Origin of the sequence: Yersinia hibernica (genome assembly GCF_004124235.1) — a bacterium.
In the GTDB taxonomy this organism is placed as follows: domain Bacteria; phylum Pseudomonadota; class Gammaproteobacteria; order Enterobacterales; family Enterobacteriaceae; genus Yersinia; species Yersinia hibernica.
In genome coordinates, this window is record NZ_CP032487.1 from 2,635,743 (window position 1) to 2,653,696 (window position 17,954).

The following is a 17,954-nucleotide window of genomic DNA, read 5'->3' on the forward strand; positions in this document are numbered from 1 at the left end:
TGACAAATAGAGCGATAACTCACGTTATCACAATAACCAATAGATATCATTCGCTGTAAGCTATATAAACAATGAATGAATCTATTAATTTTAACCCACACTAAAAGAATGTAACCTGCCAAACGTGCGGTTTGGGCCACGGCGCTACGCACTTGATGTTTATTGAAAATAAACCGATTTTTGGGCCACAATACCCATTTCCCGCTGGAGCAAGTCATCATGCAGGCCGAAATCCTACTCACTTTAAAACTTCAGCAGCGATTGTTTGCCGATCCGCGACGAATTTCATTACTAAAACAAATACAAAATACAGGTTCTATCAGTCAGGGGGCGAAACTCGCCGGCATCAGCTATAAAAGCGCCTGGGATGCCATCAATGAAATGAATACGTTGGCTGAGGAAACTCTGGTCGAAAGAGCCACTGGCGGCAAAGGCGGCGGCGGGGCTTTTCTCACCCGCTACGGTGAGCGCTTAATTCAACTTTATGATTTACTTGCCCAAATTCAACAAAAAGCCTTCGATACACTGAAAGATGATTCAATGCCACTGGACAGTTTATTAGCGGCAATTTCTCGTTTTTCACTGCAAACCAGTGCTCGCAATCAATTTTTCGGCACGGTGATTGAGCGCGACCACCAGCAAGTGCAACAACACGTCAATATTCTTTTATCCGATGGGAAAACCCGGTTATCTGCGGCGATAACTCAACAAAGTGCCGACCGGCTACAACTTGCGGCGGGAAAAGAAGTGTTGGCGCTTATCAAAGCCCCGTGGATAAAGCTGGTCACCGAGCAGGCACTGGCTGGTGCTGCGGATAACTCTCTACCCGGTACGGTAAGCAGTATTGAGCCGGGCAATGAACACAGTGAAGTTATTGTGACTCTCGCGGGCGGAGCCAGTCTCTGTTCCACACAGAATAACAACGAACTGCACAAACTAAATTTGCGTGTTGGCAGTGATGTTATTGCCCAGTTCAATGCAGATAGAGTCATTATCGCCACACTTTGCTAAATAATTCAGATAAGTTATTCACAAGAGGCAAGGTATTTAGCTGTTGACATTTTGCCCCGTTCCGCCTATCCCTACACTATTATTATGTTGCAGAATATGGGAAAAATGATGTCTGAATTGCAAATATCGCAAGGTTGTTTTCGCCTGAGTGACACCCGGACACTCATTTTGCCGGCGCTAAATATTGCTGCCGGAGAGAACCAACAGGCGGGCGATAGCTGGGCATTTGTCGGCGCTAATGGCAGTGGTAAATCCTCGCTGGCCAAAGCGCTATCGGGTGAACTTACCCTGCTTAGCGGCACTCGGCAAAACCATTTTACACATATTGTGCGATTGTCTTTCGAGCAACTGCAACAGTTAGTTAGCGAAGAATGGCAGCGTAATAACACTGATTTACTCAGTGCCGATGAAGATGATACCGGGCGCACGACGGCCGAAATCATTCAGGAGGAAGCCCGTGATCCGCGGCGTTGTCAGCATCTGGCCGAGCTATTTGGTATCAGCCACCTGCTCGCGCGCCGCTTTAAGTACCTTTCAACCGGTGAAACCCGTAAGACATTATTGTGCCGCGCGCTGATGCCGCAACCGGACTTACTGATTCTGGATGAGCCCTTTGACGGCCTGGACGTCACGGCTCGTGCGCAGTTGGCCGCGATGTTGTCCACCCTGTCATCCCAAGGTGTCACACTGGTTTTGGTGCTTAACCGTTTCGATGATATTCCAGATTTTGTGCAACACATCGGCGTGCTGGCGGACTGCCAATTGACCCAGACTGGCCCGCGCCAACAGATCCTCGCACAAGCGCTGATTGCCCAACTGGCACACAGCGAAAAGCTGGGTGGCTTATTATTGCCCGAAACCGAAAACCCACAGCAGCACCTCCAGTTACCGCAAGACAAGCCATTGATAGTATTGAATAATGGAGTGGTTGAATATAATGACCGCCCCATCTTGCATAACCTGAGTTGGCAAGTTAACCCCGGCGAACACTGGCAAATTATTGGCCAGAATGGGGCGGGGAAATCAACCTTACTCAGCCTGATTACCGGCGATCATCCGCAGGGCTACAGCAATGATTTAACCTTGTTTGGCCGCCGCCGTGGGAGCGGTGAAACTATCTGGGATATCAAGCGCCATATCGGGTATGTCAGCAGTAGCTTGCATTTGGACTACCGGGTGAGCACCAATCTGCGCACGGTGATTTTATCGGGCTTTTTCGATTCGATTGGTATTTATCAGGCCGTGTCAGACCGGCAGCAACAGCTTGCCGATCAATGGTTGGCCTTACTGGGGTTTTCCGCCGCGACAGCCGACCTGCCCTTTCACAGTTTATCCTGGGGGCAACAGCGCTTGGCATTGATAGCCAGGGCACTGGTAAAACACCCCGCGTTATTGATCCTCGATGAGCCACTACAGGGTTTAGACCCACTTAACCGATTGTTAGTACGCCGTTTTATTGATGTGATGATCAATGAAGGTGAAACTCAATTGCTGTTTGTTTCTCACCATGCACAGGATGCGCCACAGTGCATTACCCACCGGCTGACCTTTGTCCCTGATGGCGATATTTATCACTATCAGCAAGAGAAACTAGCCCGCACCATAGGTGCTGAATAGCTATATTGTGGCATCTGGTTAAAAATAATGAGAGCCTTTCTCAACTGGCTTGAGTTTTATCTGCACTCGCCTATGCTACTATCCCCACTGCCAGCGGTGACACATCCTGGCAGCGGATAATGATTTTGATTATCCGGTTTAGCCTATTTTAGGATTTAATAACAAAGGGATGAACTATGTGGGGCATACTTGCTGCATCACTGCTTTTTTTATCAATTAACCGGGTCCTCTCCCTGTTTCTCTTGGCTTTATCTTTATCGATGGCCTTTTATCACGGTGTTTTGACCCTGCCGGCAGCTGGCTTCTTATTGCTAACGCTGATAGTTGCGCTGCTACTAACAAGATATCGTCAACAAAAATGGCTGGCTGCCGGGTTGGAGCTGCTCTTAGTGCTCGCCGCCATCGCATTATTCCTGCATCTGATCCCCGGTTTTAACAACCTAAAAGTGTTGGATAAAGTGGAAATCGGGCCACTCAGTGCCGCCTTTACTCTGTATTACAACCTTGATAAAGCACTGATACCCTTTATTTTACTCGCTTGCTTGCCAAGCTTGTTTGTCGCCAAAAAACATCTCCCCATGAGCCGACTCGGCTGGATAGGTCTGGTTGTCAGTATCCCGGCCTTATTATTACTGGCAGTCGCCCTAGGCGGTCTGAAAGTGGAAATGCACACCCCGGCATGGATTGGCTCCTTTGTCATCGCCAATGTGTTTTTTGTCTGTCTGGCCGAAGAAGCGCTTTTCCGTGGTTATTTGCAGCAACGCCTGAGTCAGTGTCTTGGCAACTACCCGGCCCTGCTGCTCACCGCCCTGCTATTCGGGGCCGCACACATTGCTGGTGGCCCACTATTAATGGTGTTTGCCGCATTGGCTGGGGTTATTTATGGCCTGGCCTGGTTGTGGAGTGGCCGCCTATGGGTCGCCGTCGCATTCCATTTCTGTTTGAATTTAATGCATTTATTGTTCTTTACCTATCCCATGTATGTGGCTCATTAATCCTTAATGACCCAACTATACTCAACGCCATTGGCATTGCCGGTCGCGAACAAGTGAACTCATCCCGAGTCACTGGCTCACGTCAGTGACTCGGGTACATCAGAACCGCTTACCAGGCCGAGGATGCCACCAGCAGGACATTCCTGCTAAATTGATGGATGAGAACGCTACCACTCGGGTTATCTTTGTTAGGCCCGAGATTTTTGTGTTTTTTGGCCTATCCTTAGCTATTCCCCTGTCTTTATGCCCCCACAGAGATTAAGCTAGCATAAAATTAAATGTAAACGATTCCATTATTGAGCGCAGATCACCTTTTCTCACATAATGGCGTGCTATCTTTCTTAGACGAAAGTCATTCGAGGAGTCTTTTATGTACGTACTGGTAACAGGTGGTAGCGGTTACATTGGTAGCCATACCTGTGTGCAACTGATTGAAGCTGGCTATAAACCGGTGATCCTCGATAATCTTTGCAACAGTAAATCCAGTGTAGTGGCACGAATACATCAATTAACCGGCTACACACCTGAGCTTTATCAGGGAGATATCCGTGACCGCGCGCTGCTCGATAACATATTCGCCGCTCATGCCATTCATGCTGTCATTCATTTTGCCGGCCTAAAAGCCGTTGGCGAATCAGTCACTAAGCCATTGGAATATTACAATAATAATGTTTTCGGCACCTTAGTCTTGCTGGAAGCAATGCGCGCCGCCCAAGTCAAAAACTTTATTTTCAGTTCCTCAGCCACGGTTTATGGTGACCAGCCACAAATTCCTTATGTTGAAAGTTTCCCAACCGGCTTACCCTCAAGCCCCTATGGCCGCAGCAAATTGATGGTCGAGCAAATTTTGCAAGATGTGCAACTGGCTGACCCACAATGGAATATGACTATTCTGCGCTATTTCAACCCGGTTGGTGCTCATCCATCAGGGCTGATGGGGGAAGACCCGCAGGGTATCCCAAATAATTTGATGCCGTTTATTGCACAAGTTGCCGTCGGCCGCCGTGAATCTCTCGCCATCTTTGGCCATGACTACCCCACTGCGGATGGCACTGGGGTGCGCGATTATATTCATGTGGTCGACTTGGCGGATGGGCATGTCGCGGCCATGAAAAAACTGCACAATCAGCCCGGGGCGCATATTTTCAATTTAGGTGCGGGTGTCGGCCACAGTGTTTTACAAGTGGTCGAGGCATTCAGTAAAGCTTGCGGTAAGCCGCTGGCCTACCATTTTGCCCCACGGCGTGAGGGTGACCTTCCGGCTTATTGGGCTGACCCCACCAAGGCCGCAGAGCAGTTGGGCTGGCGTGTCAGCCGCTCATTGGATGAAATGGCGGCGGATACCTGGCGCTGGCAATCACATAATCCTCAGGGCTATCCCGATTAAGGTATTATCATGACTGATTTTAACCCTGTGGATCATCCACACCGTAGATATAACCCATTGAGTGACCAGTGGGTATTAGTCTCGCCTCACCGAGCCAAACGCCCCTGGCAAGGTCAGCAAGAAGCCCCGGCAACAGAGAGTTTACCGGCGCATGACCCTGATTGCTTCTTATGCCCCGGTAATACCCGGGTGACCGGTGATATCAACCCTGACTACCCGTCAACCTACGTGTTTACCAATGACTTTGCCGCACTGATGCCCGACACCCCCGAGGCACCGCACAGTCATGATCCATTGATGCGCAGCCAAAGTGCGCGCGGCACCAGCCGGGTCATTTGCTTCTCGCCAGATCACAGCAAAACCTTGCCACAGCTGACACTGCCCGCACTGGAGGATGTCATCCAAACCTGGCAACAGCAAAGTGCCGAGTTGGGTAAAATTTACCCCTGGGTGCAAGTGTTTGAGAATAAAGGCGCGGCCATGGGGTGCTCGAACCCGCATCCGCATGGCCAAATTTGGGCCAACAGCTTCCTGCCAAATGAAGTGGCGCGGGAAGACCACCGGCAAAAACACTATTTTCTGCAGCATCAATCACCTATGTTGCTTGATTATGCCCAGCGAGAGTGCCGCGATGGCAGTCGAACCGTGGTTGAAACCGAGCATTGGTTGGCGGTAGTGCCTTATTGGGCGGCGTGGCCGTTTGAAACCTTGCTGCTACCCAAAGCCCATATTCTGCGCTTAGCAGACTTATCGAATGAACAACGCAGCGATTTGGCGATTGCTTTGAAAAAACTCACCAGCCGTTACGACAATTTATTCTCCTGCTCTTTCCCTTATTCCATGGGATGGCACGGCGCACCTTATAACACCGATGACCACACGCATTGGCAGTTACATGCCCATTTTTACCCGCCACTACTGCGCTCGGCCTCAGTGCGTAAATTTATGGTGGGTTATGAAATGCTGGCCGAAACCCAGCGCGACCTTACAGCAGAACAGGCGGCTGAACACCTGCGGGCAGTCAGTGATGTTCATTATCGCGAAGCCGGAGTCAAATAATGAATTTAAAACAGCATACCCAGGCCATTTTTCGCCAACAATTTAGCCATGAGCCTGATATCACAATTAAAGCCCCAGGCCGCGTTAATCTGATTGGCGAACATACCGATTATAATGATGGTTTTGTGCTGCCCTGCGCCATTGATTACGAAACAGTCATCAGTGGCGGCAAACGCGATGATCGCCAGATTCGTGTCATAGCTGCTGATTATGAAAATCAGCAAGATATTTTCTCTCTTGATGAGCCAATTGTTCCGCATGCGCAATATCGTTGGGCTGATTATGTGCGCGGTGTCGTCAAACATTTGCAACTGCGCCATGCTGATTTTGGCGGCGCTGACTTAGTTATCAGCGGTAATGTGCCTCAAGGTGCCGGCCTGAGCTCATCGGCATCTTTAGAGGTGGCGGTGGGTCAGGCGCTACAATCACTGTATCAATTGCCGCTCAGTGGGGTGGAGTTGGCGCTCAATGGGCAAGAAGCCGAGAACCAGTTTGTCGGCTGTAACTGCGGCATTATGGACCAGTTGATTTCAGCGCTGGGCGAGCAAGATCACGCGCTGCTGATCGATTGCCGCACCCTTGAAACTCGCGCCGTCCCGCTGCCCGACAACGTGGCGGTGGTCATTATCAACTCCAATGTGAAGCGCGGTTTGGTTGACAGCGAATACAACACTCGCCGCCAGCAATGTGAAACCGCCGCGCGCTTCTTTGGTGTCAAAGCCTTACGCGATGTGGATCCTGACCTGTTCTTCTCCATTCAGGATGAGTTAGACCCGGTGGTGGCAAAACGGGCTCGCCATGTTATTAGCGAAAATGAACGCACTCTGGCCGCAGCAGATGCATTGGCTGCGGGCAATCTGAAATTGATGGGGCAATTGATGCACGAGTCTCATATTTCGATGCGTGATGATTTCGAGATCACAGTTCCGCCGATCGACAGCCTGGTGGATATTGTGAAATCCGTTATTGGGGAGCAAGGTGGTGTTCGTATGACTGGCGGCGGTTTTGGCGGCTGTATTGTCGCGCTGATGCCCAATTCGCTCGTCGAGCAAGTTCGTGCGGCTGTGGCGCAGGAATATCCCGCTTACAGCGGCGGCAGAACGGAAACCTTCTACGTTTGTCAGGCTTCACAAGGAGCGGGTTTATGCTAAAAAACGACGCTGCACCACCCAGCAGTGTTGACCAGCTAGCACCGGATGGTCATCCCTTTGAATTGACCGAGTTACATAATAGCGCCGGCATGCGTGTAACTCTGATGGATTGGGGTGCCACCTGGTTGTCGGCGATATTGCCACTTAGCGGCGGGGAGAAACGCGAACTGCTACTGGGCTGTCAGACCCCTGCTGACTATCTGCATCAGGCCGCTTACCTCGGGGCAACTGTGGGCCGCTACGCCAACCGCATTGCCAACGCGCAAATTACAATTGAGGGGGAAACCCTTCATTTGCTAGCGAATCAAGGCGATAACCAGCTACACGGTGGCCCAGAGGGGTTCCATGCCCGGCGCTGGCAAAAAGTTAAACAGGATGAAAAACAGGTTACTTATCAACTGCATTCTCCAGATGGAGATCAGGGCTTCCCGGGCAATTTGACTGCTGAAGTCCAATATCTGTTGACCGAAGATAATCGCGTGGAAATTCACTATCAGGCCCAGGTCGATAAAACTTGCCCCGTTAACCTGACCAACCATGCTTACTTCAATCTCGATGGTGATGACCGTGATGTGCGCGCGCATTGCTTGCAGTTGTTTGCCGACCGCTACTTACCCGTTGATAGTGATGGGATCCCCACCGGCGGGCTAGAAAGTGTTGAAAAAACCGGCATGGATTTTCGTCAAGCAAAAACACTGGCACGTGACTTTTTACAAGACCGTTGTCAGCAGCGGGTTAAAGGCTATGACCATGCCTATTTGCTGCATCGTACTTGTGGTGCCACCGAAAGCCCGGCGGCTCATCTGTGGTCATCTGATAATCGGGTGAAAATGAGCGTTTACACCACAGCACCGGCATTACAGCTCTATAGCGGTAACTTTCTGGCCGGAACGCCCTCGCGCAAAGGGGGAACTTATGCCAGTTATACCGGGGTCGCACTGGAAAGTGAATTCCTGCCTGATAGCCCTAACCACCCGGAATGGCCACAACCTGATTGCTGGCTAAAACCGGGGAAAGTCTACCGCGCCACCACCGTTTATCATTTTATCGCGCTATAACAGCATTGCCGCTCCGGCGGCAGTGCTAATGGCATAAGATATAACCGAAACTACCTTTATTGATAAACAGCATCTACGCTTAACAGCATCTGTTAGGCAACTATATTGACGCCGCGCAGAATCCAATTTTCCTTATATAAACAGTGCCTCAATACAGGGAACTCATATGCGTCTAACTACCTTATGGCTATTTTCAGCCGGATTACTGCTCAGCGCAAACGTCATGGCGGCCAATACCGCCAAAACACCGTCACCGGCTCAGGCCGCGCAACAGAAAAAAATGACCGACTGTAATCAGCAGGCCAGTACTCAATCCCTGAAAGGCGATGAACGCAAGAAATTCATGAGCCAATGTTTGAAAACACAGGCTCATCCTGATGAAAAAGCTCTCACGCCACAACAGCAAAAAATGAAAAGTTGCAATGCAGAAGCGGCCACCAAAGAGTTAAAAGGTGATGAGCGCAAAACCTTTATGAGCACTTGTTTGAAAAAAGCAGCCTAACGCCCTCTTCAATTCCTTTCATCCCCATAGTCCTTGAGGTCGCAGTGATTACTCGTGCAACTTCAAGGACTAAATTCATTTAGTCGAATCGATTCGACATCTGGCCTTACACTAACGCAAAAAATTGGCTATGGTTAAACACAAACGATTGCTGTCAGTGGCAATCCAGCAATATAATGATAATAGTTATCATTGAATAAATTAGTCATCTGAGGAGTTTGAACTATGGCAGTAACAAAGCTGGTTCTGGTACGTCACGGCGAAAGTCAATGGAACAACGAAAACCGCTTCACCGGTTGGTATGACGTTGATTTATCTGAAAAAGGCCGCACCGAAGCAAAAGCAGCGGGCAAGCTGTTGAAAGACGAAGGTTTTACTTTTGATTTCGCCTACACCTCAGTATTAAAACGCGCTATCCACACCTTATGGAGCATCCTGGACGAATTGGATCAAGCTTGGCTGCCAACGGAAAAAACCTGGAAGCTAAACGAACGTCATTACGGCGCACTGCAAGGTCTGGATAAGTCAGAAACTGCGGCTAAATATGGTGATGATCAAGTTAAATTGTGGCGTCGTGGTTTTGCTATCACCCCGCCGGCGCTGGATAAAAGTGATGAGCGCTTCCCAGGCCATGACCCACGTTATGCAAAATTAACGGATGCTGAGCTGCCAACCACTGAAAGTCTGGCTCTGACTATCGAGCGCGTTATCCCTTACTGGGAAGAAGTTATCAAGCCACGTATTGCCAGCGGTGAGCGCGTCATTATCGCCGCCCACGGTAACTCGCTGCGCGCACTGGTTAAATATCTGGATAACCTGAACGAAGACGAAATCCTTGAGTTGAACATCCCAACTGGCGTGCCATTGGTGTATGAGTTTGATGAAAACTTCAAACCAATCAAACACTACTATCTGGGTAATGCTGATGAAATCGCGGCGAAAGCAGCAGCGGTGGCTAATCAGGGTAAAGCCAAGTAATCATTCTTGATTAAACCATTAAAAAACCCCCGCGCATCTGAAATGGCGGGGGTTTTTATTGGTCTATACACAAATTACTGGCGACGGGCTTTAACTGCATTGGATAGCTGGCGCAATAATACTTCGGTGTCTTCCCAGCCAATACAAGCATCTGTGACACTTTTGCCGTAAGTCAGTGGGTCGCCACTTTCTAGATTTTGGTTACCTTCCACCAGATGGCTTTCAATCATCACACCCATAATGGATTTTTCACCCTGAGCAATCTGGCGGCACACATCGGTTCCGACTTCCATTTGCTTTTTAAACTGTTTGCAGCTGTTAGCATGGCTGAAATCAATCATGATTTGTGGCTCTAGGCCTGCTTTGCTTAACCCCTCTTTCACCGCTGCAACATGGGCGCTGCTGTAATTGGGTTCTTTGCCACCACGCAGAATAATATGGCAATCATCATTGCCCGCCGTGTTCACAATCGCTGAGTGGCCCCATTTAGTCACGGACAAGAAGCAATGTGGCGCACTGGCGGCATTGATAGCATCGATAGCCACTTTAATTGTGCCATCGGTACCATTTTTAAAACCAACCGGACATGACAAACCAGAGGCCAATTCGCGGTGAACCTGTGATTCAGTGGTGCGAGCACCAATTGCTCCCCAGCTCATCAGGTCAGCCAAGTATTGCGGGGTAATCATATCCAAAAACTCCCCCGCCGCTGGCAAACCACTCTCGTTAATGTCCAATAGCAACTTGCGCGCAATCCGCAGACCATCATTGATGTCGTAGCTACCATCCATGTGTGGATCGTTAATCAGACCTTTCCAACCCACCGTGGTACGCGGCTTTTCAAAATACACCCGCATCACCACTTCCAGCTCGCCTTGTAGCTCTTCACGCAATGCCAGCAAGCGAACGGCGTACTCTTTGGCCGCTTCAGTATCATGAATTGAGCATGGGCCAATCACCACTAACAAGCGGTCGTCCTGAGCGCGCAGGATATTGTGAATAGCTGTGCGAGTTTTAGCGACGGTTTCTGCGGCATTGTTACTGGCTGGAAATTTCTCTAACAGCGCGACAGGGGGCAGGAGTTCCTTAATTTCATTAATCCGTAGGTCATCATTCAGGTAATTCATAGCTCTTCCATTAAGTCTTGTGACGGTCATCGCACAACGCATATTGCTACCAATTTAGCTGGTGAATTGAACGCTGTAAATCTACTTTATTGCATTAGGGGTCAGTACGGATAAACAACAATGTGGCCATTATCTATAATACGTATCAATCATTGAATGAAATCCTATCAGGGTTAACATGTATAGAGAGCTTTCGCTCCTGGTACACCTTTTATGATTAAAGGATAAATATGTCGGCATCATCGTTTTTCCCGCAAGACAGCAACAGCAAGCGCCTGTTGATAGCTTTCGCTGTCACTACCGTGTTTATGGTCGCCGAGGCCATTGGTGGCTGGCTATCTGGTTCACTGGCGCTGTTAGCGGATGCCGGACATATGCTGACAGACTCTGCGGCGCTATTTATCGCCCTAATGGCAGTGCATTTCTCTCAGCGCAAACCGGACTCTCGCCATACCTTTGGTTATCTGCGCCTCACCACATTGGCGGCTTTTGTTAACGCCGCCGCATTATTGTTGATTGTGGTGCTGATTTTTTGGGAGGCTGTACGGCGTTTCTTCACCCCTCATGAAGTGATGGGGCTGCCGATGTTAATCATCGCTATTGCCGGGTTATGCGCCAATATTTTCTGTTTTTGGATCCTTCATCGCGGTGAAGAGGAAAAAAATATCAATGTGCGCGCCGCTGCCTTGCATGTAATGGGGGATTTGTTAGGTTCTGTCGGGGCTATCGTCGCCGCAGTAGTTATTCTGACCACTGGCTGGACCCCCATTGACCCGATTTTGTCTGTTTTAGTCTCGATATTAGTGCTGCGCAGTGCCTGGCGGTTGTTGAAAGAAAGTTTTCACGAACTGTTGGAGGGCGCACCACAAGAGATTGATATCGACAAACTGCGCAAAGATCTATGCACCAGCATCTATGAAGTGCGAAATGTCCATCACGTCCATTTATGGCAAGTGGGCGACCAGCGGTTGATGACACTGCATGTGCAGGTGATCCCGCCGCAGGATAATGATGAGCTATTACAACGGATCCAGCACCATCTACTGCATCAATACAATATTGGCCATGCCACTATTCAGATGGAATACCAGCACTGTAAAGCACCAGATTGTGGCATTCATCAAACCGTTAGTGCCGGAGAACACCATCACCATCATTGATGGCAACAGTCAGGCGACTACTCGGTAAAACGTTGCCTGACTGACCTGCCATCAACAGCTATTGGCCCGCAGTATTAATCACTTTGAGTAGACAGTGGGCGTGAATGATTTCGCGCCGCACTCTTGATCCACAGCCAAGAACCGTTCAGCGCAATCAGGGTCAATAACACATACTCCAGCGCCATGGCATAAACCCCCTGATAGGCAAAAATTGCCACACTAATAACATCAATGACAACCCAAATCAGCCAGTTTTCCACATACTTACGGGTCATCAAGATCATCGCCACAATGGATAAAACCATCATGGTCGAGTCCCAGAATGGGAAAGCGTCTGGCTGCAACTCTGGCAGCTGGACATTAGCTCCCAAGCTTTGCATTACCGTCACCGCCACACGGGTCAGCCAGGCAAATACAGTATCAATATGCAATGTCATCAAGGCGATACCCGCCACACACACCGCGCCCCAAGCCAATGCTTTCGGCAAAGATAACCAGCGAATTTGCAACTCAGCCTGATTATCGGGAGTTTGTTTGCTCCAGGCATACCAGCCATAGAGATTGGCAACAAAGAAAAACAGCTGCAATAACAAGCTAGCATAGAGCTGAATCTGGAAAAAAATCACCGCGAACAATGTCACGTTAATCAGGCCAAACAGGTAATTGATGATTTTCTCTTTGCTGGCAAACCAGATACACAGCAACCCAAACAGCGTCCCTATTGCTTCTATCCATGAAAGGTCATATCCCCCCGCTCCCAGCGGAATATGTACCAATATGTTGCTTGTACTGAAAAAATCCATCTGCCAGCCCTTTTCAAGAGAGAATAAAAATTAGAGAACTAGGTGCCATTGACCACTCAAGCATTGCCTTTAAGCTGCAACTTCAACTGGTTGGCAAAATCCAACATGCGATTCAAGGGGATCAGCGCCTGCTGACGCAATTGTTCATCAACATGTATCTCATGCAGCACCCCACCCTGCTCCAGGCCCTCAGCAATCGCCCTGAGGCCATTCATCGCCATCCACGGGCAATGCGCGCAACTGCGGCAGGTGGCCCCTTCGCCGGCTGTGGGGGCTTCGAATAATTCTTTTTCCGGACAAGCCTGCTGCATTTTGTAAAAAATGCCCCGATCCGTTGCCACAATCAGTTTTTTCTGTGGCAATGTTTTGGCCGCCTGAATCAGTTGGCTGGTTGAACCTACCGCATCGGCCATGTCGACCACCGCCTGTGGCGATTCCGGGTGAACCAGCACCGCAGCATCGGGATGTAAGGCTTTCATCCGGGCCAGCGCCTGGGTTTTAAACTCATCATGGACAATGCAAGCGCCCTGCCAGCACAATACATCCGCGCCACTCTTTTTCTGTACGTAGCTTCCCAGATGGCGGTCTGGCGCCCAGATTATTTTCTCGCCCAGACTATCGAGATGCTCAATGAGCTCCACAGCAATACTGGACGTCACAACCCAATCGGCTCGGGCTTTTACTGCCGCCGAGGTATTGGCATACACCACGACAGTGCGCTCCGGATGGCTATCGCAAAATGCCGCAAATTCATCCGCCGGGCAACCGAGATCCAGCGAACATTCGGCATTAAGGGTTGGCATCAATACGTGTTTTTCAGGATTGAGTATTTTGGCCGTTTCGCCCATAAAACGCACGCCAGCTACCAATAGAGTTGAGGCCGGATGGTTGTTACCAAAACGCGCCATTTCCAGTGAGTCAGCGACACATCCGCCGGTTTCCTCAGCTAATGCCTGAATTTCGGGATCGGTATAGTAGTGAGCGACTAACACGGCATCACGTTGCTTTAGCAGTGTTTTAATTTTCTCACGGTAAAAAGCTTTTTGATCCACATCCAGCGGGACAGGTCGCGGAGGGAAAGGATAAATAGCCGCATTTACATCAAAAGTTTCGCTCATCGCTCACATCTCTAATTGCCCGTTATTCCGAAGCCACTATACCTTTGAGGCTGCTAGCAGAATTGGTCTGTTTTTTATCCTAAACAAAATACTCAATATCTAGCAAAAAGTCGCTCAATTTTGTCTGATAATGGCAAAAATGTTTAATGGAGTTAAAAATGAGAGGAGAAATTAAGTCACGGAAAGGATATTAGAGGATTATAGGGGGGATATTGAGGATAAGAAGGGGATAAAAAGATTTTTGAGTGAAATGAGTGCGAGGGAAAAGATTGGCTGGGGGAATGATTGTGGGTCATGCGGGATGACTCGCCCTGCGGGTCAACGCTGCCCCGTTGCTGTCTCGCTTCGCTCGGCGCGAACCTGAATGCAGGTCTCACCCACACGATTATTGTGTAGTATGCGGCTTCTGAGTCTGGGGGGATATTTCGATACTTGAGAGAATGGTGGGTCGTGCGGGATTCGAACCTGCGACCAATTGATTAAAAGTCAACTGCTCTACCAACTGAGCTAACGACCCGCTGTCATGCGGTACTACTTACTCTTTTCTGTAAAACATAATGGTGGGTCATGCGGGATGACTTATCCTGCGGACTCGCCCTTTGGGTCAACGCTGCGCGTTGCTGTCTCGCTTCGCTCGGCTCGGCTCAAACCTTTACGGTTCTCATCCCTGCGATTTGATACCCTGATAATGCTGACATAATGGTGGGTCGTGCGGGATTCGAACCTGCGACCAATTGATTAAAAGTCAACTGCTCTACCAACTGAGCTAACGACCCATTATGTATTACTATTTGATGACGATTCAGTGCCAGGCGTGCGGAATAAATTCTACTCGAGGCATTTTAGACAAAACAGGAAGAGGAATATCTATTCGATGATTTCAACTTCTTACATTCAAACCAAACTGCGAAAGAATGGTGGGTCGTGCGGGATTCGAACCTGCGACCAATTGATTAAAAGTCAACTGCTCTACCAACTGAGCTAACGACCCGCTGTCATGCGGTACTGCTTACTCTTTTCTGTAAAACATTATGGTGGGTCGTGCGGGATTCGAACCTGCGACCAATTGATTAAAAGTCAACTGCTCTACCAACTGAGCTAACGACCCATTATGTTTACTGCGGACTATAATTTCCTGCTGCTTTAACGTTTTACAAGTTGTCTTGGCAACGGCGGCATATATTACTAATTTCTCTTCACAGTGCAACTTAAATTTCTGTAAAGACGTCTAACTGCTTGTTCTTCGCTCGCTAAAGCCCAGAAATTAGTCAATAAGACCAATTCCTGGGCTCGAAAAAGGCTAAAGAGCAGATAAACGTTTCTGTGCCTGTTTAGCAGCATCAGTGTTGGGATATTGCTTGATCACTTGTTGATAAACCGCCTTCGCTTTATCGCTTTGGCCTTTATCCTGCATGATCACCCCAACTTTAAACATGGCCTCTGAACTTTTTGGCGACTTCGGATAATTCTTTACAACAACAGCATAATAATATGCGGCATCGTCTTTCTTACCTTTGTTGTAATACAACTGACCTAACCAATAATTGGCGTTAGGTTGGTAAGTCGACTTTGGATACTGTTTCACAAAACCTTGGAAAGCAGTGATCGCTTGATCATATTGCTTTTTCTCAAGAGCCAGTGAAACGGCTGCATTATAATCGCTATTTTCATCACCAGTATTTGCTGCAGGTGCTGCTGTACTAGCTGCGCCTGAAGCTGCAGTATCAGTTCCTGCCGCTGTATTATCTGTCGCAGCGCCAGTCGCCGCAGACGCTGCAGTAGATGCCCCCTGACCACTACTCAGAGAATCCATCTGCTGGTAAATCTGCTTTTGCCGCTCAACAATTTGATTGAGCTGATACTGATTTTCTTGGATCTGACCGCGTAAACTATCAACATCGCGTTGCGAATCAGACAGTTGTTGCTGAAGTTGAGTTAATAGCTGGCTGTGAGCGTTAGAAATACGCTCAAGTTGCGTGACTCGATCTTCTACCGAGCCGGAGCCGACATTACTGATTGGCGCTTGGGCAGTAGCGGCCCATGGGACCGCTACGCCAACCAGTAACGACAGACCCACTAAGTGACGTCTGAAGTTACTGTTCATGCGATTCTCTTAGTAAACCAGAACTGCACGACGGTTTTTAGCGAACGCTGCTTCGTCATGGCCCAATACTGCTGGTTTCTCTTTACCGTAAGAAACGATAGAGATCTGGTCAGCAGAAACGCCTTTACCTTGCAGATACATTTTCACTGCATTTGCACGACGCTCGCCCAACGCGATGTTGTACTCTGGCGTACCGCGTTCATCCGCGTGGCCTTCAACAACAACTTTGTAAGATGGGTTGCTACGCAGGAATGCAGCATGTGCATCCAGCATTTGAGCGAAGTCAGAACCGATATCGTATTTATCGAAACCGAAGTAAACGATATTGTTCTTTTGCAGTTCTTGCATCTGAAGGCGCGCTTGCTCTTCGGAAGACAGGTTGCTGCCGTTTTCTGTACCAGTGCCAGCGCCCATGCCAGATTGGTCATTATTTGCGCTTTTGTTGGAACTACAAGCTGCTACAGCCAGAACTGGCAAAGCCAACATTAGCCCTTTTAGCACTTTGTTCAGTTGCATCTCTTTGATCCTTTTTTATAGTTTGCCATACATACGTATTTACACATGCATCACAGATACGGCGACCAGGCAGGAGATTTGACCTGTCCATCAGTTGCCGGAAGACGCGCTTTGAAACGCCCATCAGTCGAGACCAGCTGTAACACGGCTCCCAGCCCTTGTGTCGAGCTATAGATAACCATGGTGCCGTTAGGCGCGATACTAGGCGTTTCATCCAGGAACGTGTCCGTTAATACTTGAACGGCTCCCGTTTCTAGATCCTGTTTGGCGATGTGTTGTGCCCCGCCATTGGAACTCACCAATGCCAAGAATTTACCGTCAGGGCTCACATCTGCGTTCTGGTTCTGAGAACCTTCCCACGTGATTCGCTGTGGCGCACCGCCATTAATATTCACTTTATACACTTGTGGACGCCCGCCCTGATCCGAGGTATAAGCCAGATTTTGGCTATCCGGGAACCAGCTTGGTTCAGTGTTATTGTTACGGCCATCAGTCACTTGGCTAATTTGGCCAGAGCCCAAGTCCATAACATACAAGTTCAAGCTGCCGCTTTTAGACAAAGCGAAGGCCAGTTTGGTGCCGTCTGGTGAGAAGGCTGGTGCACCGTTATGACGTGGGAATGAAGCCACTTGTCTAATTGCGCCATTCGCCAGCGTTTGAATAACTAGCGCTGATTTGCCACTCTCAAAAGTAACATAAGCAATTTTGCTGCCATCTGCTGACCAAGCTGGTGACATCAAAGGCTCCGGAGAACGGTGAACCACAAACTGATTGTAGCCATCGTAATCAGAAACACGTAATTCGTGAGGGAACTTGCCGCCGTTAGTTTGCACTACATAAGCAATACGGGTACGGAAAGCGCCTTTAATCCCGGTCAGCTTTTCAAATACTTCGTCGCTGGCAGTATGCGCGGCATAACGTAACCATTGTTTGGTCACTTTATACTGATTTTGCGCCAAAACACTGCCGGCTGAGCCTGAAGTATCCACTAACTGGTAAGAAACCACATAGCTGCCATCAGCACTTGGCTGAACTTGGCCGACAACCACGGCATCAATGCCCAGCGCCGTCCAAGCTGCGGGGGTAACTTCAGCCGCTGTGGAAGGTTGTTGTGGCATGCGTGCCGCATCAATTGGGTTAAATTTACCACTGTTACGTAAATCCGCGCCGACAATAGCGCCAATTTCTTCTGGTGGTGTACCTGGCCCCATCCATTTGAATGGAACAACCCCAATTGGACGGGCTGAGTCTACCCCTTGGGTAATCTCAATGCGAACTTCTGCGTGTAACACCGCCGCCCATAAAACTAAAAAGCCTAGCGCAACTCGAAATGCCTGCTTCATCTTATCTCCCTTATCCGAGCGGGAT

At 49.1% G+C, this 17,954-nt stretch carries 16 protein-coding genes, 4 tRNA genes and 2 other RNA genes; 10 read left to right on the forward strand and 12 right to left on the reverse strand.

Going from position 1 to position 17,954, the window contains the following annotated elements:
- The first annotated feature begins 219 nt into the window (after window positions 1–219).
- From modE to gpmA, 9 genes are all read left to right on the forward strand, one after another.
- Window positions 220–1,011: a molybdenum-dependent transcriptional regulator gene (gene modE, locus D5F51_RS12460; RefSeq protein ID WP_129197095.1), complete on the forward strand. Its 792-nt coding sequence runs from the start codon at window positions 220–222 to the stop codon at window positions 1,009–1,011.
- A 108-nt stretch (window positions 1,012–1,119) separates the two neighbouring features.
- The gene (gene modF, locus D5F51_RS12465) at window positions 1,120–2,628 is read left to right on the forward strand and encodes a molybdate ABC transporter ATP-binding protein ModF (RefSeq protein ID WP_129197097.1); all 1,509 of its coding nucleotides are present in this window, start codon (window positions 1,120–1,122) and stop codon (window positions 2,626–2,628) included.
- Between the two features lie 176 nt (window positions 2,629–2,804).
- Window positions 2,805–3,623, forward strand: coding sequence for a CPBP family intramembrane glutamic endopeptidase (locus D5F51_RS12470; RefSeq protein ID WP_129197099.1), 819 nt, complete (start codon window positions 2,805–2,807; stop codon window positions 3,621–3,623).
- Between the two features lie 370 nt (window positions 3,624–3,993).
- Entirely contained in the window at window positions 3,994–5,010 is a 1,017-nt protein-coding gene (gene galE / locus D5F51_RS12475) for a UDP-glucose 4-epimerase GalE (protein WP_129197101.1), read from the forward strand.
- 9 nt (window positions 5,011–5,019) lie between these two features.
- Window positions 5,020–6,069, forward strand: a complete 1,050-nt coding sequence (gene galT, locus D5F51_RS12480; RefSeq protein ID WP_129197103.1) for a galactose-1-phosphate uridylyltransferase — start codon at window positions 5,020–5,022, stop codon at window positions 6,067–6,069.
- Window positions 6,069–7,220 carry a galactokinase gene (gene galK / locus D5F51_RS12485; RefSeq protein WP_025377627.1) on the forward strand — a complete coding sequence of 384 codons (1,152 nt, stop codon included), beginning with the start codon at window positions 6,069–6,071 and terminating at the stop codon, window positions 7,218–7,220. The genes galT and galK overlap by 1 nt, the downstream gene beginning before the upstream one ends.
- On the forward strand, window positions 7,214–8,278 hold the full coding sequence (gene galM / locus D5F51_RS12490; protein WP_129197105.1) for a galactose-1-epimerase: 1,065 nt from the start codon (window positions 7,214–7,216) through the stop codon (window positions 8,276–8,278). Before galK ends, galM begins: the two co-directional genes overlap by 7 nt.
- Window positions 8,279–8,444: 166 nt before the next feature.
- Window positions 8,445–8,780 (forward strand): PsiF family protein, encoded by a 336-nt coding sequence (locus D5F51_RS12495; RefSeq protein WP_129197107.1) that lies wholly within the window; start codon window positions 8,445–8,447, stop codon window positions 8,778–8,780.
- A gap of 225 nt (window positions 8,781–9,005) precedes the next feature.
- On the forward strand, window positions 9,006–9,758 hold the full coding sequence (gpmA, locus tag D5F51_RS12500; protein WP_025377624.1) for a 2,3-diphosphoglycerate-dependent phosphoglycerate mutase: 753 nt from the start codon (window positions 9,006–9,008) through the stop codon (window positions 9,756–9,758).
- Between the two features lie 74 nt (window positions 9,759–9,832).
- On the opposite strand, the gene aroG is transcribed toward gpmA, so the two are convergent.
- Window positions 9,833–10,885 carry a 3-deoxy-7-phosphoheptulonate synthase AroG gene (gene aroG, locus D5F51_RS12505; protein ID WP_025377623.1) on the reverse strand — a complete coding sequence of 351 codons (1,053 nt, stop codon included), beginning with the start codon at window positions 10,883–10,885 and terminating at the stop codon, window positions 9,833–9,835.
- Window positions 10,886–11,115: 230 nt separating this feature from the next.
- On the opposite strand from aroG, the gene zitB reads away from it, so the two are divergent.
- Entirely contained in the window at window positions 11,116–12,045 is a 930-nt protein-coding gene (gene zitB / locus D5F51_RS12510; protein ID WP_129197109.1) for a CDF family zinc transporter ZitB, read from the forward strand.
- A 74-nt stretch (window positions 12,046–12,119) separates the two neighbouring features.
- On the opposite strand, the gene pnuC is transcribed toward zitB, so the two are convergent.
- From pnuC to tolB, 11 genes are all read right to left on the reverse strand, one after another.
- Window positions 12,120–12,848, reverse strand: coding sequence for a nicotinamide riboside transporter PnuC (pnuC, locus tag D5F51_RS12515; RefSeq protein ID WP_087769238.1), 729 nt, complete (start codon window positions 12,846–12,848; stop codon window positions 12,120–12,122).
- A gap of 56 nt (window positions 12,849–12,904) precedes the next feature.
- On the reverse strand, window positions 12,905–13,966 hold the full coding sequence (gene nadA, locus D5F51_RS12520; protein ID WP_025377620.1) for a quinolinate synthase NadA: 1,062 nt from the start codon (window positions 13,964–13,966) through the stop codon (window positions 12,905–12,907).
- Window positions 13,967–14,251: 285 nt separating this feature from the next.
- Window positions 14,252–14,363: non-coding RNA, RtT sRNA (locus tag D5F51_RS12525), on the reverse strand.
- Window positions 14,364–14,407: 44 nt separating this feature from the next.
- Window positions 14,408–14,483 (reverse strand) — tRNA-Lys (locus tag D5F51_RS12530).
- A 41-nt stretch (window positions 14,484–14,524) separates the two neighbouring features.
- Window positions 14,525–14,653, reverse strand: a non-coding RNA gene (locus D5F51_RS12535) — RtT sRNA.
- A gap of 13 nt (window positions 14,654–14,666) precedes the next feature.
- Window positions 14,667–14,742: transfer RNA gene (locus D5F51_RS12540), tRNA-Lys, on the reverse strand.
- A gap of 139 nt (window positions 14,743–14,881) precedes the next feature.
- Window positions 14,882–14,957, reverse strand: a tRNA-Lys gene (locus tag D5F51_RS12545).
- A gap of 41 nt (window positions 14,958–14,998) precedes the next feature.
- Window positions 14,999–15,074 (reverse strand) — tRNA-Lys (locus tag D5F51_RS12550).
- Window positions 15,075–15,266: 192 nt separating this feature from the next.
- Window positions 15,267–16,070, reverse strand: coding sequence for a cell division protein CpoB (gene cpoB / locus D5F51_RS12555; protein ID WP_025377619.1), 804 nt, complete (start codon window positions 16,068–16,070; stop codon window positions 15,267–15,269).
- 9 nt (window positions 16,071–16,079) lie between these two features.
- The gene (pal, locus tag D5F51_RS12560) at window positions 16,080–16,586 is read right to left on the reverse strand and encodes a peptidoglycan-associated lipoprotein Pal (RefSeq protein WP_005278500.1); all 507 of its coding nucleotides are present in this window, start codon (window positions 16,584–16,586) and stop codon (window positions 16,080–16,082) included.
- A 50-nt stretch (window positions 16,587–16,636) separates the two neighbouring features.
- On the reverse strand, window positions 16,637–17,929 hold the full coding sequence (gene tolB / locus D5F51_RS12565) for a Tol-Pal system beta propeller repeat protein TolB (RefSeq protein WP_129197111.1): 1,293 nt from the start codon (window positions 17,927–17,929) through the stop codon (window positions 16,637–16,639).
- Window positions 17,930–17,954: the final 25 nt, after the last annotated feature.